The 23,387-nt window shown below is 71.4% G+C and carries 24 protein-coding genes and 1 tRNA gene; 17 read left to right on the forward strand and 8 right to left on the reverse strand.

What is annotated here, in order from left to right; all coding sequences use genetic code 11:
- A partial coding sequence (locus tag NS220_RS03230; RefSeq protein WP_058622669.1) for a hypothetical protein occupies window positions 1-216 on the reverse strand: 216 nt, incomplete at its 3' end.
- A 94-nt stretch (window positions 217-310) separates the two neighbouring features.
- Here NS220_RS03230 and NS220_RS03235 point away from each other — a divergent pair.
- From NS220_RS03235 to NS220_RS03295, 13 genes are all read left to right on the forward strand, one after another.
- Window positions 311-1,078, forward strand: a complete 768-nt coding sequence (locus tag NS220_RS03235; protein WP_058622670.1) for a hypothetical protein — start codon at window positions 311-313, stop codon at window positions 1,076-1,078.
- 203 nt (window positions 1,079-1,281) lie between these two features.
- Window positions 1,282-2,298 carry a VOC family protein gene (locus NS220_RS03240; RefSeq protein ID WP_058622671.1) on the forward strand — a complete coding sequence of 339 codons (1,017 nt, stop codon included), beginning with the start codon at window positions 1,282-1,284 and terminating at the stop codon, window positions 2,296-2,298.
- 34 nt (window positions 2,299-2,332) lie between these two features.
- The gene (locus NS220_RS03245; protein ID WP_058622672.1) at window positions 2,333-3,292 is read left to right on the forward strand and encodes a fumarylacetoacetate hydrolase family protein; all 960 of its coding nucleotides are present in this window, start codon (window positions 2,333-2,335) and stop codon (window positions 3,290-3,292) included.
- Window positions 3,289-4,281 (forward strand): cyclase family protein, encoded by a 993-nt coding sequence (locus NS220_RS03250; protein WP_058622673.1) that lies wholly within the window; start codon window positions 3,289-3,291, stop codon window positions 4,279-4,281. Before NS220_RS03245 ends, NS220_RS03250 begins: the two co-directional genes overlap by 4 nt.
- 30 nt (window positions 4,282-4,311) lie before the next feature.
- Entirely contained in the window at window positions 4,312-5,445 is a 1,134-nt protein-coding gene (locus tag NS220_RS03255) for an FAD-dependent monooxygenase (RefSeq protein ID WP_058622674.1), read from the forward strand.
- Window positions 5,442-6,467, forward strand: a complete 1,026-nt coding sequence (locus NS220_RS03260) for an amidohydrolase family protein (protein WP_058622675.1) — start codon at window positions 5,442-5,444, stop codon at window positions 6,465-6,467. Before NS220_RS03255 ends, NS220_RS03260 begins: the two co-directional genes overlap by 4 nt.
- Complete coding sequence (locus NS220_RS03265; protein ID WP_058622676.1) at window positions 6,464-7,465, forward strand: fumarylacetoacetate hydrolase family protein; 1,002 nt, start codon at window positions 6,464-6,466, stop codon at window positions 7,463-7,465. The genes NS220_RS03260 and NS220_RS03265 overlap by 4 nt, the downstream gene beginning before the upstream one ends.
- The gene (locus tag NS220_RS03270) at window positions 7,462-8,220 is read left to right on the forward strand and encodes an SDR family NAD(P)-dependent oxidoreductase (RefSeq protein WP_058622677.1); all 759 of its coding nucleotides are present in this window, start codon (window positions 7,462-7,464) and stop codon (window positions 8,218-8,220) included. The genes NS220_RS03265 and NS220_RS03270 overlap by 4 nt, the downstream gene beginning before the upstream one ends.
- 130 nt (window positions 8,221-8,350) lie before the next feature.
- Window positions 8,351-9,844 carry an MFS transporter gene (locus tag NS220_RS03275; RefSeq protein WP_058622678.1) on the forward strand — a complete coding sequence of 498 codons (1,494 nt, stop codon included), beginning with the start codon at window positions 8,351-8,353 and terminating at the stop codon, window positions 9,842-9,844.
- Between the two features lie 25 nt (window positions 9,845-9,869).
- Window positions 9,870-11,447 carry a GMC oxidoreductase gene (locus NS220_RS03280; protein ID WP_058622679.1) on the forward strand — a complete coding sequence of 526 codons (1,578 nt, stop codon included), beginning with the start codon at window positions 9,870-9,872 and terminating at the stop codon, window positions 11,445-11,447.
- A gap of 113 nt (window positions 11,448-11,560) precedes the next feature.
- Window positions 11,561-11,950: an ester cyclase gene (locus NS220_RS03285; protein ID WP_058622680.1), complete on the forward strand. Its 390-nt coding sequence runs from the start codon at window positions 11,561-11,563 to the stop codon at window positions 11,948-11,950.
- Between the two features lie 100 nt (window positions 11,951-12,050).
- Window positions 12,051-12,347 carry a hypothetical protein gene (locus NS220_RS03290; protein WP_193755260.1) on the forward strand — a complete coding sequence of 99 codons (297 nt, stop codon included), beginning with the start codon at window positions 12,051-12,053 and terminating at the stop codon, window positions 12,345-12,347.
- On the forward strand, window positions 12,347-12,784 hold the full coding sequence (locus NS220_RS03295; RefSeq protein ID WP_058622681.1) for a BLUF domain-containing protein: 438 nt from the start codon (window positions 12,347-12,349) through the stop codon (window positions 12,782-12,784). The genes NS220_RS03290 and NS220_RS03295 overlap by 1 nt, the downstream gene beginning before the upstream one ends.
- 10 nt (window positions 12,785-12,794) lie before the next feature.
- On the opposite strand, the gene NS220_RS03300 is transcribed toward NS220_RS03295, so the two are convergent.
- On the reverse strand, window positions 12,795-13,886 hold the full coding sequence (locus NS220_RS03300; RefSeq protein WP_058622682.1) for a Gfo/Idh/MocA family protein: 1,092 nt from the start codon (window positions 13,884-13,886) through the stop codon (window positions 12,795-12,797).
- A complete protein-coding gene (locus tag NS220_RS03305) occupies window positions 13,859-14,566 on the reverse strand; it encodes a ThuA domain-containing protein (RefSeq protein ID WP_058622683.1) in 708 nt (235 codons plus the stop codon). Before NS220_RS03305 ends, NS220_RS03300 begins: the two co-directional genes overlap by 28 nt.
- 99 nt (window positions 14,567-14,665) lie before the next feature.
- On the opposite strand from NS220_RS03305, the gene NS220_RS03310 reads away from it, so the two are divergent.
- Window positions 14,666-15,667, forward strand: coding sequence for a LacI family DNA-binding transcriptional regulator (locus NS220_RS03310; protein ID WP_058622684.1), 1,002 nt, complete (start codon window positions 14,666-14,668; stop codon window positions 15,665-15,667).
- A 221-nt stretch (window positions 15,668-15,888) separates the two neighbouring features.
- Here NS220_RS03310 and NS220_RS03315 read toward each other — a convergent pair whose 3' ends face one another.
- Both NS220_RS03315 and NS220_RS03320 read right to left on the reverse strand, forming a co-directional pair.
- A complete protein-coding gene (locus NS220_RS03315; RefSeq protein WP_058622685.1) occupies window positions 15,889-16,464 on the reverse strand; it encodes a YdeI/OmpD-associated family protein in 576 nt (191 codons plus the stop codon).
- A 316-nt stretch (window positions 16,465-16,780) separates the two neighbouring features.
- A tRNA-Gly gene (locus NS220_RS03320) sits at window positions 16,781-16,851 on the reverse strand.
- A gap of 243 nt (window positions 16,852-17,094) precedes the next feature.
- Here NS220_RS03320 and dcd point away from each other — a divergent pair.
- A complete protein-coding gene (gene dcd, locus NS220_RS03325; RefSeq protein WP_058622686.1) occupies window positions 17,095-17,700 on the forward strand; it encodes a dCTP deaminase in 606 nt (201 codons plus the stop codon).
- 137 nt (window positions 17,701-17,837) lie between these two features.
- Here the strand turns inward: dcd and NS220_RS19985 are convergent, their stop codons facing one another.
- Window positions 17,838-18,731 (reverse strand): hypothetical protein, encoded by an 894-nt coding sequence (locus tag NS220_RS19985; protein ID WP_081322960.1) that lies wholly within the window; start codon window positions 18,729-18,731, stop codon window positions 17,838-17,840.
- A gap of 107 nt (window positions 18,732-18,838) precedes the next feature.
- Between NS220_RS19985 and NS220_RS20515 the strand changes: the two genes are divergently transcribed.
- The gene (locus NS220_RS20515) at window positions 18,839-19,342 is read left to right on the forward strand and encodes a MarR family winged helix-turn-helix transcriptional regulator (RefSeq protein WP_081322961.1); all 504 of its coding nucleotides are present in this window, start codon (window positions 18,839-18,841) and stop codon (window positions 19,340-19,342) included.
- 182 nt (window positions 19,343-19,524) lie between these two features.
- Here NS220_RS20515 and NS220_RS03340 read toward each other — a convergent pair whose 3' ends face one another.
- A complete protein-coding gene (locus tag NS220_RS03340) occupies window positions 19,525-20,907 on the reverse strand; it encodes an MFS transporter (RefSeq protein WP_058622717.1) in 1,383 nt (460 codons plus the stop codon).
- Window positions 20,908-21,034: 127 nt separating this feature from the next.
- Here NS220_RS03340 and NS220_RS03345 point away from each other — a divergent pair, with 127 nt between their 5' ends.
- Window positions 21,035-22,777 carry a DEAD/DEAH box helicase gene (locus tag NS220_RS03345; RefSeq protein WP_058622687.1) on the forward strand — a complete coding sequence of 581 codons (1,743 nt, stop codon included), beginning with the start codon at window positions 21,035-21,037 and terminating at the stop codon, window positions 22,775-22,777.
- Between the two features lie 126 nt (window positions 22,778-22,903).
- Here NS220_RS03345 and NS220_RS03350 read toward each other — a convergent pair whose 3' ends face one another.
- On the reverse strand, window positions 22,904-23,335 hold the full coding sequence (locus NS220_RS03350; RefSeq protein WP_058622688.1) for a MarR family winged helix-turn-helix transcriptional regulator: 432 nt from the start codon (window positions 23,333-23,335) through the stop codon (window positions 22,904-22,906).
- Window positions 23,336-23,387: the final 52 nt, after the last annotated feature.

The raw sequence follows: 23,387 nt of genomic DNA on the forward strand, positions 1-23,387 counted from the left end.
GTTGAGCGCCCCCAGCCGCGCGTGGATATCGGCGGGCGCCGGGTCGGGCTCGTCGATGACGAAGGCCACCGCGTCGTCAAGCCGCTCCCACCAGGCGCCGCGACCCTCGACCACACGGATCGTCTGGGCGCCGCGGCCGAGCCGCACCAGCGGCGCGAGCTCGGCCACCGCAGCCCGGTAAGCGGTGAGGTCGGTCCGCACCTCGCGAGCACTCATCGGGTCGCCTCCTCGCGCATGGTGCCTTCGCGCGCGAAGGCGCCATGCGCGAGGGGGTCGCGCGCGAAGGCACCATGCGCGAGGAGGCGACCCGATGAGTGCTCGCGAGGTGCGGACCGACCTCACCGCTTACCGGGCTGCGGTGGCCGAGCTCGCGCCGCTGGTGCGGCTCGGCCGCGGCGCCCAGACGATCCGTGTGGTCGAGGGTCGCGGCGCCTGGTGGGAGCGGCTTGACGACGCGGTGGCCTTCGTCATCGACGAGCCCGACCCGGCGCCCGCCGATATCCACGCGCGGCTGGGGGCGCTCAACGTGCCGGTCGCCGTCGTCCGCCGACGACTGCGGCCCGACGTCGTCGTTGACGCGGGTGTGGAGTCCGTCGCCGCCCGGCACGTCGTGGTCGACGCCTGGGGAGGGCGAACGGATGCCGCGGCCCTCCTCCGCGACGCGCTCGGGTGGGCGCGGGTCCTGGCCGGCGGCCCGCTGAGCGTCATCGATCGCGCCGACACCCCGACGGCCACAACTCTGGCCCTGCGCGGCCCGGACGGCATCGGTGCGAGCGTGACCCGCGCGATCGGCGGCGGAGTGGGCGGTGCGCTGGTCGCGACCGCGCTGGGCCCGCGCCGTCTCGAGGTGCGCGTGGACACCGCGTCGCCGCTCGCCGAGGTGGCGTTCGACGACGAGGGCGGGCGCCGTGTTCGGCCCGTCCGGCGTGAGTCCCCCGAACGTCTCGGGCTCCGCCGGGTCCTGGACGCCATCGACGCGGGTGGCCTCCTGAGCGATCTCGCCGAGCTGGCGGCGGATGATCTTGAGCTGCTCTCCGCCGGAGCATGTCCCACTTTTGGTGGGTTGCGGGCTCCGTAGGCCACCAGTTTTGGGACATGCACCGTCAAAAGTGGGACGAGCGATGCCCAGGCCCCCACATGCGCCGACCGCGCTCGACGCGAGAGCCCAAGGAATAAGTCACACCGATACCCGGCATCCACAGAATCGGATTCCCTGATACCGACTTCGGTCGGATAGTGGAAGAAGAGTCGGAACGACCCGATTCACCGAAAGGATCGAAGATGATCAAGCTTCTCTCTCATCTGTCGTTCGTCGCGATCACGACTCCTGATGTCGAGGCCTCGGTGGACTTCTACGTCAACCAGGTGGGGCTGACCGAGGTCGCTCGCGAAGACGACCGCGTCTACCTGCGCTGCTGGGGTGACTACTACGCGTACTCCGTCATCGTCGTCAAGGGCGACGAGCCGGGCATGGAGACCATGGCCTGGCGTACCTCGTCGGCCGAGGCGCTCGAGGAGGCCGCGAAGCGCGTGCAGGCCGCCGGCATCGAGGGCGAGTGGTTCGAGGGTCGCGGCATCGGCCGCGCGTTCCGCTTCACCGGCCCTCAGGGCCACAACATGACCCTGCACTGGGACGTCGAGCGGCACCGCGCCGAGCCGCACACCGCCTCGATCTTCCCCGACCGTCCCGAGAAGCGCAGCGGCGTCGCGGGTGCCCCGCGTCAGCTCGACCACGTCACGGTCGCGACCAAGGACGTCGACGCGTTCGTGCAGTGGTACGTGGACACCCTCGGCTTCCGCTTCATGGCGCGCACCGTGCTGGATGAGGCGCCCATCTCGGTGTTCTCGGTGCTGACGACGAACGAGAAGTCGCACGACCTGGGCGTCGTCCTCGACGGCTCCAGCCGCGCCGGTCGCATCAACCACTACGCCTTCTGGGTCGACACGCGCGAAGAGCTGCTCATCGCCGCCGACACCCTCATGGAGAACGGTGTGCCGATCGAGTACGGCCCCAACATCCACGGCATCGGCGAGCAGACGTTCCTCTACTACCGCGAGCCCTCGAGCCTGCGCATCGAGCTGAACACGGGCGGGTACCGCAACTACGTCCCCGACTGGGAGGCGAACACCTGGAAGCCCTCGCTCGGCTCGAACAACATGTACCGCAACGGCGCCATGCCGATGTCGATGACCGAGTCGTTCCCTCCCGCCGACGGCCCCAGCGCCACCGAGGAGGGCGTGCCCGACGAGATCAAGGACGCGCTGTTGAACCCCTACGCCGTCCAGGGCCGGGGCTGAGCGTCGATCCCGATCGGGGAAAGTGAGCACCACCATGACGACCGCACCCTTCGCGCTCGCGCGCTTTCGAGAGGCGGATGCCGTGCGCATCGGCCTCGTCGCCGGAGACCGCATCCGCGCGCTCACCGATGACGAACTGGGTGGGGGTCTGAACGCGTTCCTCGCCGACCCCGACTGGGATCGCCTCGAAGCCCTGGCCTCCGGGCGGGAAGAGGCGCCGGGGGAGTGGCATCCGTTGGCGGATGTCACCCTCACGGCGCCCGTCGAGCCGCGCCAGGTTCTGCAGACCGGCGCCAACTACCGCCAGCACGTGATCGAGCTGGTGGCCGCGGGCCTGACGCAGAACACCGACCGCACGCCCGAGGAGGCGCGAGCCTTCGCCGCCGACATGATGGATGAGCGCGCCCGCAGCGGCGAGCCGTACTTCTTCATCGGCCTCACCGCGTGCGTCGTCGGTGACGACGCGCCGCTCGTGCTCCCCGCCTACAGCGAGGTGCACGACTGGGAGCTCGAACTCGCCGTGGTGATCGGTCGCGAGGCGTTCCGCGTCTCGCGCGAGGAGGCCCTCGACCACGTCGCCGGATACACGATCGTCAACGACATCACGACGCGTGACCTCGTCTTCCGCAAGGACATGAAGGAGATCGGCACCGACTGGTACCGGGCGAAGAACGCCCCCGGGTTCCTGCCGACCGGACCCCTCCTCGTCCCCGCGCGCTTCGTCGACCCCGCCGACACCGCGGTGCGCCTCGAGCTGAACGGGCAGGTGATGCAGGATGCCAACACCTCCGACCTCCTCTTCGACGTTCCCGCCCTCGTCTCGGCGGCGTCGCAGACCCACCCGCTGCTGCCCGGCGACCTGCTGCTGACCGGCAGCCCCGCCGGCAACGGGCAGCACTGGAAGAGGTTCCTGCGCGACGGCGACGTCATGACCGGGACCATCGGCGCGCTCGGCACGCAGGTCGTGCGGTGCGTGGGGGAGGGTGCCGCGTGAACGCGCCGTCGGAGAACCCGGCCGACCTCGACCGGCAGAACCCCGAAGCTGAGATCGCCGTGCGCGCCGCGGCCCACCGCAATTGGGGGCGGTGGGGCGAGGACGACGTGCTCGGCACCCTCAACTTCATCGACGCCGAGAAGCGGCGCCAGGCTGCCGCCCTCGTGCGCGACGGCGTCTCGATCTCGCTCTCGCAGCGTTTCGACACCGACGGGCCGCAGAAGGGCTGGCGAAGGCGGACCAACCCGGTGCACACGATGACCGACACGGGAACGGATGCCGAGCGCGGCAACCAGGGCTTCCCGCACGGCATCGGCGGCGCCGACGACGTCATCGCGATGCCCCTGCAGTGCTCGACCCAGTGGGACGGCCTCGGCCACATCTTCGACCACGGCTTCGCGTGGAACGGGCGCCGTGCGGGCGACGTCGTCACCAGTGACGGCGATCTCGTCACCGGCATCGAGCACGCGGCATCCGTCGTCGTCTCGCGCGGCGTGCTGCTCGACATGGGCCGCCACCTCTCTCCCGAGACCGGCGAGCTCGCCGACGGGTACGCGATCACGGTCGCCGACCTCGAGGCCTGCGCCGCGGCCGAGGGCGTCGAGATCGGGCGCGGCGACATCGTGCTCGTCCGCACCGGCCACTACACCCGCGCGCACCGCGAGGGGTGGGGCGACTACGCGGGCGGGCCCGCGCCCGGCCTCTCGCTCACCACCGCGGGGTGGCTGCACCGCACCGAGATCGCGGCGATCGCCACCGACACGTGGGGCTTCGAGGTGCGGCCGAACGAGTTCGACGTGCCGGCCTTCCAGCCTCTGCACCAGGTCGTCATCCCCAACCTGGGGCTCACGATCGGCGAGATGTGGAATCTCGACGCCCTCGCCGACGCGTGTGCCGACGCGGGACGCTGGGAGTTCTTCCTGGCGGCGCCGCCGCTGCCGATCACCGGCGCCGTCGGTTCTCCGGTGAACCCCCTGGCCCTTCTCTAACCCCCGTCCCCAGAACAGAGAGGTTCTGACATGACCGCCGTTCAGAAAGTCGCGATCGCCGGAGCCGGCGTCGCGGGTCTGGCCACCGCGATCTTCCTCGCGAGAGCCGGTGTCGAGGTCGATCTCTACGACGCCCAGCCCGCGCTGTCGACGCGCGGCTCGGGCATCACGCTCCAGGGCAACGCGCTGCGCGTGTTCGACGAGCTCGGCGTCTGGGACGAGGTGTCGGCTGCGGGTAAGGCGTTCGAGGGTCTGAACCTCCGCGCCCCCGGGCCGGGTGCCCCGGTCGTCGCGGCCCTGCCCGACCTCAAGACCGGCGGCCCCGACTACCCGTCGACCATGGGGATGTCGCGGCCCGACCTGGCGCGCATCCTGCTGGCCGCCGCCGAGCGCCACGGCGCGCGCGTGCACTTCGGCACGCGGGTGACGGGCGTGTCGCAGACCGGCGACGGCGTCGAGGTGGAGGTCGACGGCGAGCCCACGGGCACGTTCGACCTCCTCGTCGGAGCCGACGGCCTGCACTCCGCGGTGCGCGAGCTGATCGGCATCCATGTCTCCCCGGAGCAGACGGGGATGGGCATCTGGCGCACGTTCGTGTCGCTGCCGCCTGAGGTCGACCGCAGCGAGCTGTACTACGGCGGACCGATGTACATCGCGGGCTACACGCCCACCGGCGACGACACGATGTACGCGTTCCTCGTCGAGGCGGCCCAGGACCGCTCACACGCCACCCCCGAGGAGGCGCGGCGGATCATGGTCGAGCAGTCGCGTGCGTACGACGGTCCGTGGAACCACATCCGCGCCGACATCGAGGCGGGGGCCGACGCCAACTACACGTGGTTCACTCGCCACCTCGTCGACGCGCCGTGGAACCGCGGGCGCGTCGTGATCATCGGCGATGCCGCCCACAGCTGTCCGCCGACGATCGCGCAGGGCGCGGCCCAGGGTCTGGAGGACGCCGCCGTGCTCAGCGAGCTCCTCGTGCAGCGGGATGCCGTCGACCAGGCGCTCTGGGACGCCTTCCACGAGCGCCGCGTGGCGCGGGCGAAGGCGATCGTCGACGCCTCGGTGCAGCTCGGCCAGTGGCAGCTCGACGGCGTCCGCGACGCCGACATGGGCGGACTGATGTTCGGCGTCGCACAGCTGACGGCGGCCCGCGCATGACCGCCGCGCAGCGGCAGGACGTCACCGACGTCCACGCCCACCTCCTCATGCCGGGGCTGCACGCCGAGGTCGAGCGCCGGGTGCCCGACGAGGTGCAGGCCGCGGCCGACCTCGAGCTGCGCCGCAACGGCCTCGCGAGCCTGCAGGCTTCGGGTCGCATGATCGGCGAGCGCTTCCCGCGCCTGACCGACGTGCGCGCCCGGCTGGAGGCCATGGACGCGCAGGGTGTCGACCGCCAGTGGGTGAGCCCCTCGCCGAACCACTTCTACCCGTGGGCGAACGAGGGTCTGGCGACCTGGGCGACGGGCGAGGCCAACCGCCTCATCGCCGAGCACGTCGCCCAGGCGCCCGATCGGCTGGTGGGCCTCGGCGTCGTGCCGCTGCAGCACCCGCACCTCGTCGTCGACGCGCTCGACGACGCCGTGCTCGGGCGCGGTCTCGCGGGTGTCGAGATCTCGTCGTTCGCGGGAGACGTCGAGCTCAGCGACGACCGTCTCGAGCCGTTCTGGGCGCGGGCGGCGGAGCTTCGCGCGGTGGTGTTCCTCCACCCCTTCGGCTGCTCGCTCGACGAGCGCCTCGACCGGTTCTACCTCTCGAACACGGTCGGCCAGCCCACCGAGAACGCCGTGGCGCTGTCGCACCTCATCTTCGCGGGCGTGCTGGACCGGCATCCGGGACTCCGTCTCATCGCGGCGCACGGCGGGGGATACCTTCCGACCGCGATCGGCCGGTCGGACCGCGCGTGGAGGGTGCGCCCCGAGGCGCACGGCTGCGCGCACGCTCCCTCGACGTACCTGTCGAAGCTGTGGTTCGACACCGTCGTGCACGACGAGCGGGCGCTGCGCTGGCTCGTCGAGGCGGCGGGCGCCGACCGCGTGCTGCTCGGCAGCGACTTCCCGTTCGACATGGGCCTCGACGACCCGGTCGCCTTCGTGCGGAGCGCGGGACTGTCGGATGCCGAGACCTCCGGCATCCTGGGCGGAAACGCCGCAGAGCTGCTGCGCACCCGGGTGCACGCATGAGGATCGCGCGGTGGGCCGACGGGGCCGACGTCGGCGAGGGGTTCGTCGACGGTGACCTCGTGGTGCCGTTCCCCGACGGACTCCGGGTCGCCGAAGTGCTGGCGCAGGGGCTGTCCGCAGCCTCGGCGCTCTACGAACGCAGGGACCGTGCCGCGGCCCGACCGCTCGCCGAGGTACGACTGCTCGCCCCGCTCGTGCCCGCGTCGATCCGCGACTTCGTCGCCTTCGAGGAGCACGTCGAGGGCGTGAGCGCTTCGGTCGACGGCAAGAGCGAGGTCGTGCCCGAGTGGTACGAGGCCCCGACGTTCTACTTCACCAACCCGCACACCGTGCGGGCGACGGGGGAGGTCGTCGCGATCCCGGAGACGCAGCGCCTCGACGTCGAGCTCGAGCTCGCGGCGGTCATCGGCGCCGTGCCCGGCTCGGACGGAGAGAACGTGGATGCCGCGACCGCGGCGCGGCACATCTTCGGCTACACCGTGATGAACGACTGGTCCGCGCGCGACCTGCAGTCGCGCGAGATGAAGGTGCGCCTCGGCCCCGCCAAGGGCAAGGACTTCGCGATGACGCTGGGTCCGTGGATCGTCACGGCCGACGAGCTCGAGCCGTACCTCGACGCCGAGGGCTTTCTCGCCGTGCGCGCCGAGCTGTTCATCAACGGCGAGCTGGTCGGCCACGATCTCGTGTCGAACATGGGCTGGCCGTTCGCCGAGCTCGTGGCCTACGCCGCGCGCAACTCCGTCGTCGTCCCGGGCGACGTGCTCGGCTCGGGCACGGTGGGCAACGGCGGCTGCCTCGGCGAGCTGTGGGGCCGTCGCGGCGCGCTCGACCCCCGGCCGCTCGAGCCCGGCGACGAGGTGCGTCTCGTGATCGAGGGGGTCGGCGAGGTCGTCAACGTCGTGGGGGAGCGGGTGGCGGCCCCGCCGGTGCGGCGGGCGCGCGAGCGGTCGAGGGCGCGCGAGCGGGGCGACGCGGCGGGCGTCACGGCCGGGCGATGAGCGTGTCGGGCCTTCCGGGCCTCGCGGGGCACCTCTTCGTCGTGACAGGCGCCGCCGGGGGACAGGGCGCCGAGGAGGCGCTGACCCTCGCGCGCGAGGGCGCGGAGGTGATCGCGGTCGACGTGGCCGACGAGGCCCCCGAACTCGCCGCCGCCGGCGTCACGTACCACCGCGTCGACGTGTCGAGCGAGGACGACTGGGCCGCGCTCGCCGCGTCCCTCGGCGGTCGGCGGGTGCGGGGCCTGGTCAACAACGCCGGGGTCACCCACCGCGCACGCATCGGCACCCTCCGTCGCGAGGACTGGGATCGGGTGTTCGCCGTCAATGTCACGGGGGCGATGCTCGGCATCCAGGCCCTCCTCCCGTGGATGGATGCCGGATCCTCGATCGTCAACATCGGCTCCGTCGCGGGACTCACGGGGCACTACACGGCCGCGTACACGGCGAGCAAATGGGCGCTGCGCGGGCTCACGCACGCGTGCGTCACCGAGCTCGGGCCCCGCGGCATCCGGGTCAATCTCGTGCACCCGGGGTTCATCCGCACCCCCATGACCGCCTCGGCCCCTCCCGCCTTCGCCGCGGCGAACACCGAGGTCATCCCGTTGCAGCGCATCGGAGAGACCGACGAGGTCGCGGGCATCGTGGCCTTTCTGCTGTCGGATGCCGCGGCCTTCATCACGGGGGCCGAGATCGGCGTCGACGGGGGACAGGCGCTGTCGGGCGCCGCGACGGTGCTGTCGAACGCCCTCGCGTAATGTTGAAAATCGACATAAGTCGGGTATGCTGGACGTGACGTCGGGGCCCCACGGGTCCGTTCGCCCGGTGAGGAAGCCGGAGCGGCACATCCGGTCGCGTCGATCGCCCGGTCGTACGGGCGCCCCACGCATGACTCTCTCCCCCGCGCGCGTGCGCATCCTCGTCGCCGCCCTCCTCACCGTGTCGTTCCTCGGCGCCCTCGACCACACCGTCGTCTCGACCTCGCTCGCCACCATCGCCGGTGATCTCGGCGCCCTCGAGCACATGAGCTGGATCATGGTCGGCTACACCCTTGCCGCCACCGTGATGCTGCCCGTGCTGGGCAAGCTCGGCGACGTCGTCGGCCCGCGCCGCGTGTTCCTCGTGTCGCTGGTCCTCTTCCTCGCCGCCTCGCTCGCGTGCGGTTTCGCGCCCGACCTCGGCTGGCTGATCGCCGCCCGCGTCGTGCAGGGGCTCGGCTCGGCCGGGCTCCAGCTCATGTCGCAGACGATCGTCGCGCGGGTGACGAGCCCGCGGCAGCGGCCCCGCTACATGGCGGTGATCGGCGCGGCCTTCCCCGTCGCGATCGTGGTGGGGCCGGTGGTCGGCGGCCTCATCACCGACTACTGGAGCTGGCCGTGGGTGTTCTGGATCAATCTCCCCGTCGGTCTCGTCGCCCTCGTGCTCGCGCTCGTCGCCATCCCCCGACTCCCGGGCGGCGCCCACCCGCGTTTCGATGTGCCGGGCTCGCTCGTGTTCACGGGATCGCTCCTGGCGCTCATCCTCGCCGTGACCTGGATCGGCGACGACGCCCTTCGCCCCGCGGCGATCGCGTGCGCGGTCGGGGCGGGAATCGGCATCCTGGGCCTCGTCGCGATCGAGCGGCGGGCCGCGGCACCCATCCTGCCGCCGCGGATCCTGCGCAACAGGACGATCCTCGTCTGTCTCGGGCTCTCGCTCGTCGTCGGGGCGGGCCTGTTCTCGGTCGTCGCGTACGTGCCGACGTACGTGCAGATGGCCTACCGCACGACCGCGACGGTGTCGGGACTCGTCCCCATCGCGACCGTCCTCGGCATGCTCGTGAGCAGTTTGCTCACCGGGTGGCTCGTCAGCCGCTCGGGCCGGTATCGGATCTATCCGGTCGCCGGCACGGCGCTCGCCGCGGTCGGTCTCGCGGTGATGGCGCTGCTTCCCGCGGGGATGCCGCTGTGGGTGCCGATGGCGGTCATGGCCGCGGTCGGGATCGGCACCGGGGCCTTCACGAACCTCATCTTCGCCGTGGTGCAGAGCGCCGCGTCTCGTGACGACCTCGGCGCGGTCACCGCGACGACCAACCTCGTGCGGCAGGTCGGTGCTGCCGTCGGCACCGCGGTGGTCGGCGGCGTGGTCGGCTTCGCGGTGGCGGCGGCTCTTCCCGCGGGACTGGATGCCGCCACCCTCACGCCCGCGGCCGCTCGCTCGGCGTCCGAGGGGGTGCAGGACCAGATCGCGCAGATCTACCACGACGTGTTCGCCCCCGTCTTCCTCGGACTCGCGCTCGTCTATGCGTGCGGTGTCGTGATCGCGCTTCTCCTGCCCGCCGAGCGCCTGTCGGACGAGATGCCGGCGACTCCCGCACCCGCCCCTGACCGTCAGCCCGCCTGAATCCGCCCGATCCGTCAGGAGAGAAATGTCCGACACCCCCACCATCGCCATCGTCGGCAGCGGCCCGATCGGCTCCGCCTACGCCCGCATCCTGCTCGAGGCCCTGCCGACCGCTCGCGTGATCATGTTCGAGGCCGGCCCGCAGCTCACCGCGCGCCCCGGCGAGAGCGTGCGCAACATCGCCGACCCCGACGAGAAGGCCCGGGCCCGCGAACGCTCCCAGGGGCCGCAGGCCGGCACCCACCGTGAGTCGCTCGGCATCCCCGGCGGAACCGTCGTCGAGGGCATGTTCACCGCGCGCCAGGGCACTCACCTCTACGACTTCGGCGGCGAGGGGTCGGCGCACGCCCCCTCCTTCCCCGCGGCGGCCGCGGCGACCAACGTCGGCGGCCAGGGGGCGCACTGGACCTGCGCCATCCCGCGCCCGGCCTTCAGCGAGAAGCTCGACTTCGTCGATGACGACGAGTGGGAAGAGCTGATCTCGACTGCGGAAGACCTCCTCCACAAGCAGAGCGCCGCGTTCTCGGACTCCCCGGTCGGTGCCGCCATCCGGACGCTGCTCGACCGCGAGTTCGCGGCCGAACTGCCGGAGGGCCACGGCGTCAGCACGCTGCCCGTGGCGGGCGACCCGCAGCCCGACGGGTCGATGCGCTGGGCGGGCGCCGACACCGTGCTGGGGCCCCTCATCGAGCCCGGAACCGACACCGCCGCCCGCTTCGAGCTCCGCGAGCTCACGCTGGTGCGTCGGATCGAGCACGACGGCGCACGCGTGCGCGGGCTCGTCGTCGAGGACCTGCGCACGGGTGAGCACTCCTTCGTCGACGCGGATGCCGTCGTGGTCGCCGCCGACGCCTTCCGCTCCCCGCAGCTGCTGTGGGCGTCCGGCATCCGTCCCGCAGCCCTCGGTCGCTACTTGACCGAGCATCAGGTGGTCATCAGCACGGTCGCCCTTGACGAGGACCGTATGGCGGCCCTCGTCACCGACGATGAGCTCGAGGCCGAACTGGCGCGACGCGCCGCGAACCCGAGCGATCCCGTCGCCGCGGTCAACCGCATCCCGTTCTCGGAGCCCGGGCATCCTTATTCGGCGCAGATCATGTACGCCGAGACCCCTCCCTTCCCGCTCGCTCCGGATCACCCCGCTCACGGGAACCGCTGGGGGTACGTCAACATGGGCTTCGGCATCCGCAAGTTCCCCCGCGTCGAAGACGGTGCGATCTTCTCCGACGACGAACGCGACTACCGCGGCCTCCCCCACTTCACGATCGAGTACGCCCTCACCGAGCGCGAGGAGAAGGAGATCGCCGAGGCGACCGAGCGGCTGCGCCGCGCCGGGACCGCCCTGGGGTCCTTCGTCGCGGAGCCGCGACTGCTGCCGAACGGATCGAGCCTGCACTTCATGGGCACGATGCGCGCCGGAACGGATGCCGCGACCTCGGTCGCCGACCCCTATTCGCGCGTGTGGGGGTTCGACAACCTCGTCGTCGGCGGCAACGCCCTGATCCCCACCGCGAACACGATGAACCCGACGCTGATGAGCGTCGCGATCGCCGTGCGCGGCGCGCGTCGGCTCGCGGCCGACCTGGGCGGCGCGCGGCACTGACGCGCGCGGGCTCCCGCCGGTCCGGGTGGTCTGGGTGGGTCTGTGCCGTCGCGCGGAGTTCGGGGGCGACTCGACGCACGCCTCGCGGGGGAGCCCCGCCCGATAATGGAACGGTGGAGGCCTGGGAGACGCGCGAATGGTTCGGCGACTACCTCGACACCCTGAACCGTCACGATCTCGAACGCCTGCGGGAATTCCTCGATCCGGGCGTGCGTCGCGCTCACCTCCCCGCGGGGGCCGAAGCGTGGATCGCAGACGAAGCGGAGCGTCTGCACGCCTTCCCCGATTGGCAGTGGAAGCGCATTCAGCTGATCGTCGAAGACGACCGCCTCGCGGTGCACCTGCGGGGGTCGGGGATGCAGACGGGGGCCTTCCGCCACCTCCCCGCCACGCGCCGGCGGGTCAACATCGCCGCGTTCGCGATGTATCGACTCGAGCGGGGGCGCATCGTCGAGGCATCCGGAACCGACGACGCCGAACAGATCCGCGCGCAGCTGTCGTGACGCGAACGACTCACCGGGGTGCTGTCAAGGAGCGCGCGCCCTTGTCCGGGGTAGGTACGGTCGTATGTCTGCGGATGTGCCGTGAGAGAGGAGCCTCGACATGACCGACACGAACCGCCCCGGTGCCGGAGTGGTCTGGGCGCGCGTCGAAGAGGGCTTCCACGTGGGCAGCCGCAACGGCGTGTTCCTGGGCTACCTCGACCGTGAGGCCGACGGCAGTTACCTCGCTTACAACGGACGTTCCCGCCTGGTCGGGCGTTTTCCCACGCTCGTCGCGGGGATGGCGGCTGTCACCTCCGCCACGGATGACGCCCTCCCGCCCTCTCGGCGGGAGGAGGAGGTCGTCCTGCGTCAGGTGCGCACCGACCGCGAGATTCCCGGGTCGGTGGTGCAGTGATGGCCGAGGCCCTGCGATCGGTGACCTACTCCAGCACCGCGGCGTCGGATTTCGGCGAACGAGAACTCGACGAACTCCTCGCGTCGAGCCGTGCGGCCAATCTCTCACGCGACCTGTCGGGCATGCTGCTGTTCCGCGGCAACCGCTTCCTGCAGGTTCTCGAAGGCCCCGAGTCTCTCGTCCGTGAGCTCATCGACCGGATCCGCCGTGATCCGCGTCATCGCGACATGCGCGTCCTCGTCGACGAGGAGATCGAGCAGCGGCGGTTCGCCGACTGGACGATGGGCTACGAGTCGCTGAAGATGCCGCAGAATGCGGCACCGGAGGGATTCCGCGACTCCTTCGACGACCTGGATTCCGACGACGGCACCATCACGGCCCGAGCTTTGCGCGAACTGACGCTGTGGTTCCGCACACGCAGCGCAGACCCGCGCTGACCGCTCGTCGTCAGGCGCGTGTGCGCCACTCCGCTTCGGCGGTGAAGGGAACCACGGGCGGGGGCACCGGCCGCGTCTCGATCTCGACACGGGAGCCGGTGCGAGCCGACTCCTGCAGTGCCGTCATCACCTCGAGGACGTGCAGCGCGATCGTCGCGTCGGTGCGGTCCGACCCCGTTCGGACGCGATCCAGGATGCCGATCCCCCGGCCCGCGTGGTCGTAGCCGGCGCTCCCGGTCACCGCGTGCCACTCGTCCTGGCGGCCGGTGCGCACGCGCACCTCGCCGTCGAAAAGGTTGGGGTCGGGGACCGACAGGGTGCCCGTCTCGCCGTAGACCTCGATCGGGGAGGCATCGCTGACCGGCGCGTCGAAGCTGAAGGTCACCGTCGACACCGCACCGTCGACGTGCTCGAGCACCCCCGTGACGTGGGTGTCGACCTCGACCGGGATGACTTCTCCCGCTCGCGGTCCGGTCGCGATGGTCCGCGTGTCTCGTGGTCGCGACGACGCTCCCGACACCCGGGCGACGGGTCCGAGCAGGTGGAAGAGCGTCGTGAGGTAGTACGGTCCCATGTCCAGCAGCGGTCCGCCGCCCTCGCGGTAGTAGAAATCGGGATGCGGATGCCACGCCTCGTGGCCCGCGGACACCCAGGTCGCCGTCGCCGCCACCGCTCGCCCGATGGCCCCGCCCTCGAGGGCGGCGCGCGCCGTCTGGACGCCCGTGCCGAGCACCGTGTCGGGGGCGCACCCGAGCCACGCCTCGCCGCGCGCCGCGACGACGCGCTGCGCGTCCGCGAGGGTCGCCGCGAGCGGCTTCTCCCCGAAGACATCCTTGCCCGCGGCGAGAGCTTTCGAGGCGATCTCGGCATGCGCGGAGGGAACCGTGAGGTTCAGGACGGTCTGCACCGCCGGGTCGGCGACGAGGTCGTCGACGCTCAGGGCTCGGCATCCGGTGAGCCTTTCCGCGACCTCCTCGGCGCGTGAGCGGTCGAGATCGGCGGTCGCCACGATCCGCACGTCGGGGTGCGCGCCGAGAGTGGCGAGGTACTGCGCCGAGATGACGCCGAGTCCGATTATTCCGATACCGTGCGGCTGGCCCACAGCAGTCCCCTTTCGATGATGGTGCGCACCGACGGATCCCGGAGGACGTCGGGGGTGTGGCCCGGGGTCGCGACGAAGACGCGTCCCGCTCCCCATTCGCGGGTCCAGACGGCCGGCGACACGAGAGGGCGGTGCCACGGGTGGTACGGCTGCACGGGGTGCGTGGTGGTGGCCAGCACGTCGTTCAGCTCGTCGGTCAAGACCCAGTACTGCTCGGTGTCGAGCTCGAAGTCGTCGAGGCCCGTGGTGATCTCGTGCACGCGACCGAGGTCGGTGAGCTCGACGCGGTAGGGGAGGTAGTTGTCCTCCTCGGTGCCCGGTCGCTCATCCGGATGCCGACCCGGATGCGTGGCGAACTGTCCGCCGACGAGCTGCAGATAGTCGGACGAGGCGCGATACGAGTCCGCGATGCCCCCGTGCCACCCGGCCAGGCCCGTGCCGTTCTCGACGGCGGCGCGGAGGCCCGCGAGAGCCTCGCGCGAGATCTCCGACATCGTGACGCACTGCAGCACGAGGTCGGTCGCAGCCATCTCGTCGGCGTCGCCGTAGACCTCGTTCGTCTCGCTGACACAGACATCGAAGCCGTTCTCGCGCAGGAACGGAAGGAACAGTTCGGTGGCCTCGACCGGGTGGTGACCGTCCCAACCGCCGCGGACGACCAGTGCTCGTCGATGGCTCACGCGTCCTCCTCGTCGTGGATGGATGCCACCCTCCCACGGGCTCCGCGGCTGAGTGGGAACTTTTGCGCAAAAGTGCGCGGCATCCGACACACTGGGGTCGTGTCCCGTCCTACCCTCGCCCAGGTCGCGGACGCAGCGGGCGTGAGCATCGCGACGGTGTCGCGGGTGCTGCGCGATCGCGGTGAGATCTCGCCGACGACCCGTGCCCGCGTGCGCGCGGCGGCGGCGGCGATCGGATACGGAGGTGCCGGGCCCGGCCGTTCGCGCGCCGGAACCGCGCGACTCATCGACCTCGTGATGGGGCGCTACGACGGTCCGTACAGCGAAGAGGTGGTAGTCGGCGCGCGCGAGGCCGCGACGCGTCTCGGCTACGACCTGGTCCTGACCGCCGAGCGCGACGACCCGGCCGACGACTGGCCCGCGCGCATCGCGGCGCGCGGCTCGGGCGGCGTGGTGCTGGGGCTGAACGTCCCGACGGCCCGCCAGCTCGCGATGCTCGAGGCCGCCGCCATCCCGCTCGTGCTGTTCGAGCCCTCGTCGGAGTCGCGCGTCCCGCTCCCGAACGTCCGCACGACCGACCGCGCGGGCGGCGCCGATGCCGCGCGGCACCTGCTCGACCGCGGCGCGCGGCGTTTCGTCGTGGTCGACGGAGCGCCCTCGTATCGCTGGGGTCGTGCGCGCGTCGAGGGTTTCGGCGCGGCCCTCGCGGAGAGCGCCCCGGATGCCGTGCTCCGCCGCGTCGCGACCGGCTGGACCGCGGGCGGTGCCCGGCGTGTGGTCCAGACGGTCCTGCCGGAGCTGCCCGGCGACGGTCCCGTCGGGATCTTCGCGTGCTCCGACGAGATGGCGGCCGGCGTGTACGCGGCCGTGGCCGACCTCGGGCTGCGCATCCCCGACGACGTGCGGGTGGTGGGCTTCGATGACGTCCGCGGCGCCCGCTGGCTGCGCCCCGCCCTGACGACGGTGCGTCAGCCGATCCGCGAGATGGCGGCGGCCGCGGTGGAGCTTCTCGTACAGCCGCCGGCGGCGGAGCCGACGACGATCGAGCTGCCGACGATCGAGCTGCCGACGCGGCTGATGGTGCGGGGGTCGACGGGGTGAGCGGTGGACGGCCGTCACGGGTCGCGCGGGTGGGGGCGCGGCATCCGTCCCGCGAGACCGCACGTGTCCGCCGGGGCCGCACGTGTCTGCCGGGGCCGCATGTGTCTGCCCGGCCGCATGTGTCTGCCGGGGCCGCATGTGTCTGCCGAGACCGCATGCTCTGGCGTGCCGACGCGTGCGGTCTCGGCGATCGTGTGCGGTGTGACGGCAGGGAGCCTGTATCAGCTCACCGGATCGACGGATGCCGCGAGCCGGGCGACGTGCGCGGCGATGCGCTTGGCGCGCAGGGCATCGCTCGTCGCGGTGACCACGGGGTGCAGCACGGAGTAGCGCTCGGACTTGTTCAACGCTTCGAAGGCGCGGGCCGCCGCGGGATCGGCATCCAGGGCTGACCGCAGATCGGGCGGGACCTCGATCGTCGCGGACCCCGCGTACGCGCGGTCCCACCGCCCGTCGGCCTGCGCGCGAGCGATCTCGTCGGCACCACGCGGACGCATGCGCCCCGCCTCGATGAGCCGAGCCACGATGTCGACGTTGCGCGTGGACCACATCGACCGCGCGCGCCGCGGGGTGAAGTGCTGGCGGAAGGTCGCGGCATCCCGAGACTGTTTGCGCCCGTCGATCCATCCACTGCAGAGGGCCTCATCGAGGGCCTCGGCGTAGGTGAGCGACGTCGGCTCGGTCGTGCCCTTCTTCGCCAGGACGAGCCAGACGCCGTCGCTCGTGCTCTCGTTCGCATCGAGCCATGCGCGCCAGTGATCGGCGTCGGCGACGGTGAGTTCGGGTGGGTCGGCCACGGGCGCCTCCTCGTGCGGGGTGTGTTCGGAGGGTAGCGCGGGGGTCCGACATCGCGAGAAGAGGAGGGCGACCCGTGCGGGATGCCGCCCCGCCCGCGGGATCGGTTCATACGGCACTCACGCGAAAGGCCCGCCACCCCGCCTGCGGCGGTGAGTCGGGCCTCTTGAGGGGCTGACGGGAGTTGTCCCCACGCGCCCCTCTGCGCGCCGCTCCGCAGCGCGCGGAGCCTCCGGCGGCGTGGGCCCACCCAAGGCTTCGATTCGCAGCAACACGAAAGCCCTCCCGAACGGCCTGCGCCGCCCGTGAGGGCTTCTGAGGGGCTGACGGGAATCGAACCCGCGCTGTCTGCTTGGGAAGCAGAAGTTCTGCCATTGAACTACAGCCCCGGATGCCTCGCGGCAACCCCGCCAGCATAACAGCGTCTGCGTCGCGCGCCGGCGGCGTCGCATGGCATCCCTCGCCGAAACCGCAGGTGATTCGCGAGGACGCACTCTTTCTGGGCCCAACGGATGCGGTCTCCGCAAACGGATGCGGTCTCGCCGCGGCGGGCGCGTCACCCGGCGACACGGTCGCCGCGGCGGGCGCGTCACCCGGCGACACGGTCGGACCCCGCGCTCTAGGCTGGCCTCGTGCTGCTCTCCGATCGCGACATCCGAGCCGAACTCGCCTCCGGACGCCTGGGGCTCGATCCCTTCGACCCGGCCATGGTCCAGCCGTCGAGCGTCGACGTGCGCCTCGACCGTTACTTCCGGTTGTTCGACAACCACAAGTACCCCTTCATCGACCCGGCCGAAGACCAGCCCGAGCTGACCCGTCTCATCGAGGTCGAGCCCGACGAGCCGTTCATCCTCCACCCGGGCGAGTTCGCCCTCGGCTCCACCTTCGAGCGGGTCTCGCTGCCCGACGACGTCGCCGCGCGCCTCGAAGGCAAGTCGTCGCTCGGGCGTCTCGGCCTGCTCACGCACTCCACGGCCGGCTTCATCGACCCGGGCTTCTCCGGTCATGTCACGCTCGAGCTCTCCAACGTCGCGACCCTGCCGATCAAGCTCTGGCCGGGCATGAAGATCGGGCAGGTCTGCTACTTCCGCCTGACTTCCCCGGCCGAGAACCCGTACGGCTCCGGCCCCTACGGCAACCGGTACCAGGGCCAGCGGGGCCCGACGGCCTCGCGCTCCGCGCTGAACTTCCACCGCACCGACGTCGGCGCGACCGACGCAGGTTCCGCCGGGCGCTGACCCGCACGCGAACAGCCCCATCGAGTCGAACTCGGTGGGGCTGTTCGTTTCGCGGTGTCCGCCGCGCCATAAACGCGATCCGTGCGCAGAAACACGATGTCCACGTGTTTCCGGTCGCAGAGAGCGTTTATCGGTGATCATTCGGATGCCGAGGGCTCACCGGATGCCGACGCCTCCCGGCCGCGGAGGAACCCGGCGTCGAAGCCGCGCTCGAAGGCGCGCTGCGCCGCACGGTGGGCGCGGTGAGAACCGCCGTGGCCGTGCTCGTCGCGCCCGAACCCGTTGCGCCGGCCGTGGCCGTGCTCGCCGTGCCCGAATCCGCCGTCCCGGCCGTGTCCGTGCTCGAATCCGCCGTGCCCGCCGTGGCCGTGCTCGTCGCGCCCGAACCCGTTGCGCCGGCCGTGCTCGAACCCGTCGCGCTCGCGGCGCCCGCGGAATCCCGGGCCGAAACCCGCCCCGAATCCATGACCGGAGCCCGGGCCGAACCCCGGGCCGAAGCCCCGACCGAACCCGGGACCGAACCCGGGACCGAACCCGGGACCGAACCCGGGACCGAACCCGGGGCCGAACTCGGGACCGAACCCGCCGCGTCCGCCGCGGGATCCGCGCGGCCCGGCGCCCATGGCATCCGTCCCACGGGCATCCAGGCCGAGGGCGTCCGCGACGGCATCGAGCGAGGCGCTGAGCTGGGCCAGCTGGTCGGCGGGGAGGTCGGCGAGGATCGACGCGCGATCGGCGTCGACCCGGTCGAGGATCGCGCGACCCTCGTCGGTGAGCGTCCAGGCGTCGTCGGCCCGGGTGATCCAGCCGCGCTCGGCGAGGGCCGCGACGCGCTTTCCGCCGCGGGCGATGCGGTCGCTCACCCAGGGGGCGTCGAGGCGGCCGTCGATGACGCTGAGGATCGCGATGGTCCGAGGGTCGAGGTCGTTCGCACGGAGCTGCTCGAACAGGCGGTGGTGCAGCGCATGGCCGACCGCGTTCAGGCGGTGGGCGAGGCTGCCGGCATCAAGAGAAGAAGAAGAGGTGTTCATGGGGTGTCCTTTCGTGGGCGGGAGATCCGCCGATGTATGTCATGTGACAACGAATGTACTGTGACATGTATTCCAGATGCTTGTCAAGCGACATGTAAAATCTCTCCGTGACCTCCGATCCCGCCGACGACATCGCCGCCGCCCTCGCGAAGCTGCGCGGTCGACGCCCGCGGCCGCCCTTCGGCCCCGATGAGCACCATCACCCGCGCGGGCACGGCGGCCCCTGGGGGAGAGGGGCGCCGCCGTGGGCGGACGCCTCGCACGGACGCTTCGGTGGGCCCGCGCGCCTGCGCCTGCTCGATGCGCTGGTCGCGGCATCCGATGCCCTGTCCGTCAGCGAGATCGCCGAGGCGGTGGGTGTGGATCAGCCGCGCGCCTCGCGGCTCGTGCAGCAGTCGACGCAGATGGGTCTCGTCGCCCGCGAGCCCGATCCCGACGACGCGCGCCGCACGCGCGTGCGCCTCACCCCCGAGGGCGAGAAGCTGATCTCGAGTTTCCGGGGTCGGCGACGGGATGCCGTGCGCTCCGCGCTCGAGTCATTCACCGAGGCCGAGCGCGCCGACCTCGCGCGTCTGCTGGCCAAGTTCGCTGAGGCGTGGCCGCGCGACTGAGTCCGCGGCATCCGGGGTCGTCCTCGCAGCGCGGGCGAAACTCCTGAAAAACGGCGCGATCCGCCCACCTCGCGCGCGAGAGCACGCGGGTGTCGAGGGATGTGGCGCCGAAGAATCAGGAGTTTCGCCCGGGCCGAGCGCCGCGCCCGGCCCGGCCGCGCCGCCCGGCCGCGCCACCCGCCTCAGACGATCGCGGCCGGCTTCGCCTTCACCGGCAGCACCAGCACGAGACCCACCGCGAGGATCAGGACGATGCCCAGGATGCCGAGCCTCGTGTCGCCTGTGAGGCCGACGAACAGCGTGAACAGGCCGGGGGCGAGGAATGACACCGCGCGGCCGGTCGTCGCGTAGAGGCCGAAGATCTCGCCCTCGCGGCCCTCCGGCGCGACCCGGGCGAGGAACGACCGGCTCGCGGACTGCACCGGGCCCACGAACATCCCGAGCGCGAGACCGGCCACCCAGAAGGCCGGCACCGACGTGCCGATGAAGAGGATCACGCTGCCGAGGGCGATGAGACCGATCAGCGACACCGTGATCACACGCTTCGGGCCGAAGCGGTCGTCGAGGCGGCCGGCGAGGAACGTGCTCACCCCGGCCACGACGTTGGCCGCGACTGCGAAGTAGAGCACCTCGGTCGACGTGAAGCCGAAGACCTGCGCCGCGATGATCGCGCCGAAGGTGAAGACGCCGGTCAGGCCGTCGCGGAACACGGCGCTCGCGACGAGGAAGAGCAGCACCTGGCGGCTGTCGCGCCACAGCGAGCGCAGCGTGTTCCACAGCACCGCGTACGAGCGGAAGAAGCCGACGCGCACCTCGCGCCGTTGCGCCGGGATCTCCGGGACGCGGACCAGCACCGGGATCGCGAACACTCCGTACCAGACGGCGGATGCCAGGACGGCGAGCCGGATGTTCAGCCCACCGTCCTTCGACACGGCGAGCAGGCCACCGGCATCCGGATTCCCGAAGCTCTGGATGAACAGCACGAGCAACAGGACCAGGAGCACGATGCCGCCCACGTACCCCATGCCCCAGCCGAAGCCCGACACGCGTCCGATGTTCTCGCGCGTCGAGACCTGGGTGAGCATCGCGTAGTAGTTGACGCTCGCGAACTCGAAGAAGACGTTGCCGACCGCGAGCAACGTCGCGCCGAGCACGAGGTAACCGGGGGTGCCCTCTACGAACACCATCGCGGCCATCGCCAGCACGACGAGGCCCGTGTTCACTCCGAGCCAGAGTTTGCGGCGTCCGGTTCCGTCGGAGCGCTGGCCCAGCACGGGGGCGACGAGCGCCACGACGATTCCCGCGAACATCAGGGCCAGGCCGACGAGGCTGGCGTTCTCGGCGAGGGCGCGGACGAGCGCGGGATCCTTGTCGTCGCCGTTCGCTGCGGCGATGATCGCCGGGTCGACGAAGAGCTGACTGGACAGGTAGGTGCTGAACACGAAGGTCGTCACGACGGCGTTGAACGCCGCCGATCCCCAGTCCCAGAGCGCCCAGGCGAGCACCGGGCGACGGCCCTCGGTCGGCAGGGAGGCGGAGGAGGGAGTCGGCGCGGGGTGCGGCATGTCGGTCACGGTAAGGCCCTCCGATGAACGCCCGGTGATCCCGGGTTCTCACCGCGCCGACGTCGGCGCGCGCGTTCAGGTTATCCTCAGGCCCGCGCGGGACAGCGGAGCGGACTACCGTGGAGTCATGGCATCCGAAAACCCCGTCGACTCCGCTGAGGCCGAGACCACTCCCGAAAAGCTCACTTTCGCCGATCTGGGTCTGGATGCCAACGTGCTCAAGGCCCTGAAGGACGTCGGCTACGAGACCCCCTCGGCCATCCAGGCCGCCACCATCCCCGTGCTGCTGCAGGGGCGCGACGTCGTCGGCCTGGCCCAGACCGGAACCGGTAAGACCGCGGCCTTCGCGCTGCCCGTGCTGTCTCAGATGGAGACCGGCCACAAGAACCCGCAGGCGCTCGTGCTCGCCCCCACTCGCGAGCTCGCGCTGCAGGTGTGCGAGGCCTTCGAGAAATACGCGGCGCACATCAAGGGCGTCTCGGTGCTCCCCGTCTACGGCGGTCAGGGCTACGGCCAGCAGCTGTCGGCTCTGCGCCGCGGCGTCGACGTGATCGTGGGCACGCCCGGTCGCATCATGGACCACCTCGACAAGGGCACCCTCGACCTCAGCGAGCTGAAGTTCCTCGTGCTCGACGAGGCCGACGAGATGCTCAAGATGGGCTTCGCCGAAGACGTCGAGACGATCCTCGCCGACACCCCCTCGACCAAGCAGGTCGCCCTGTTCTCGGCGACCATGCCGGCGCAGATCCGCCGCATCTCGGCGCAGTACCTCAACGACCCCGAAGAGATCACGGTCAAGACCAAGACCACGACCTCGGCGAACATCACGCAGCGGTACCTCGTGGTGTCGTATCAGCAGAAGATCGACGCGCTCACGCGCATCCTCGAGGTCGAGAACTTCGAGGGCATGATCGTCTTCACCCGCACGAAGAACGAGACCGAAACGGTCGCCGAGAAGCTGCGCGCCCGCGGGTACACCGCCGCCGCGATCAACGGCGACATCGCCCAGGTGCAGCGCGAGCGCACGGTCAACCAGCTGAAGTCGGGCAAGCTCGACATCCTCGTCGCGACCGACGTCGCCGCGCGCGGCCTCGACGTCGAGCGCATCAGCCACGTCGTCAACTACGACCTGCCGATCGACACCGAGTCGTACGTGCACCGCATCGGGCGCACCGGCCGCGCCGGCCGGACGGGCGACGCGATCAGCTTCGTGACCCCGCGCGAGCGCCGCATGCTCACCGCGATCGAGAAGGCCACGCGCCAGCCGCTCACCGAGATGTCGCTGCCGAGCGTCGACGACGTCAACGCCACGCGCCTCACCCGCTTCGATGACGCGATCACCACCGCCCTCGAGGACACCGCCGCGATCGCGACGTTCCGCGACGTCGTCGCCCACTACGTCGCGCACCACGACGTTCCCGAGGCTGACGTGGCCGCGGCGCTCGCCGTGGTGGCGCAGGGCGACACGCCGCTGCTGCTCGAGGAGGAGACGATCCGGCAGCCGCGGTTCGACCGCGACCGCGCGGACCGCCCGGCGCGCGAGCCGCGCGAAGGAGGCGACCGCCGCAGCAGCGGTGGGCGTTTCGCGACGTACCGCATCGCGGTGGGCCGCCGGCAGCGCGTCGAGCCGCGTCAGATCGTCGGTGCGCTCGCGAACGAGGGCGGTCTGCGCCGCAACGACTTCGGCGCGATCCAGATCCGCCAGGACTTCTCGCTCGTCGAGCTGCCCGCCGACCTCTCGCGCGACACGATCGACCGCCTCGCCGACACCCGCATCTCGGGCCAGCTCATCGACCTGCGCCTCGACCAGGGCGGGCGTTCGGCCAAGCGCAGCGATCGTCCGCAGCGCCGCGATCGCGACCGCGACTGACGCCGCTGCGCGCGTGCCGGCGGGCTGTGCGTCCGTCCTGCGGGAGCACGGCCGCAACGGCCTACGGGTCGCGGGGCCGGCGAGCCGGTGTGGGGATCCGGCGACCCCCGACGCTCGTCTCCTCGGCTACGGCCTCGGACCGCCGAGGGCGTCGACGGTCGGCCAGAACGGGGCGTCCGCCGCAGCGACATCGAGCAGCGCGTGCCGCACCGCGGCGGCGTGGGCCTCGCGTGCGGCGGCGACCAGTTCGCGCCCGCGAGCGGTGGCGGTGATGCGGCGCGCGGCGGTGTCGCCCTCCCGTCTCACCAGGCCGCGGTCCTCCATGCGAGAGAGCTGCCGCGACAGACGGCTGCGCTCCCAGTCGAGGTCGTCGGACAGGCGCTGCTGCCGGATGCTCCCGTGGCCTTGTTCGACCACCCGCGTCAGCACCGAGAAGTCGGCGCTCGACAGCCCCGTCTGTGCGGTGATCGCCGACACGACGGATGCCATGACGGCCTCGCTCGCGCGCTTCCAGGCGATCCACTGCTGCATCTCGCGCTCGTCGAGTCGGGGGCTCATTCTTCGAGCCTATCCTGCTGTTGACATGGAAACATGAGATCCGCCACGATGT

Source organism: Microbacterium testaceum, assembly GCF_001476655.1.
Classification (GTDB): Bacteria; Actinomycetota; Actinomycetes; order Actinomycetales; family Microbacteriaceae; genus Microbacterium; species Microbacterium testaceum_C.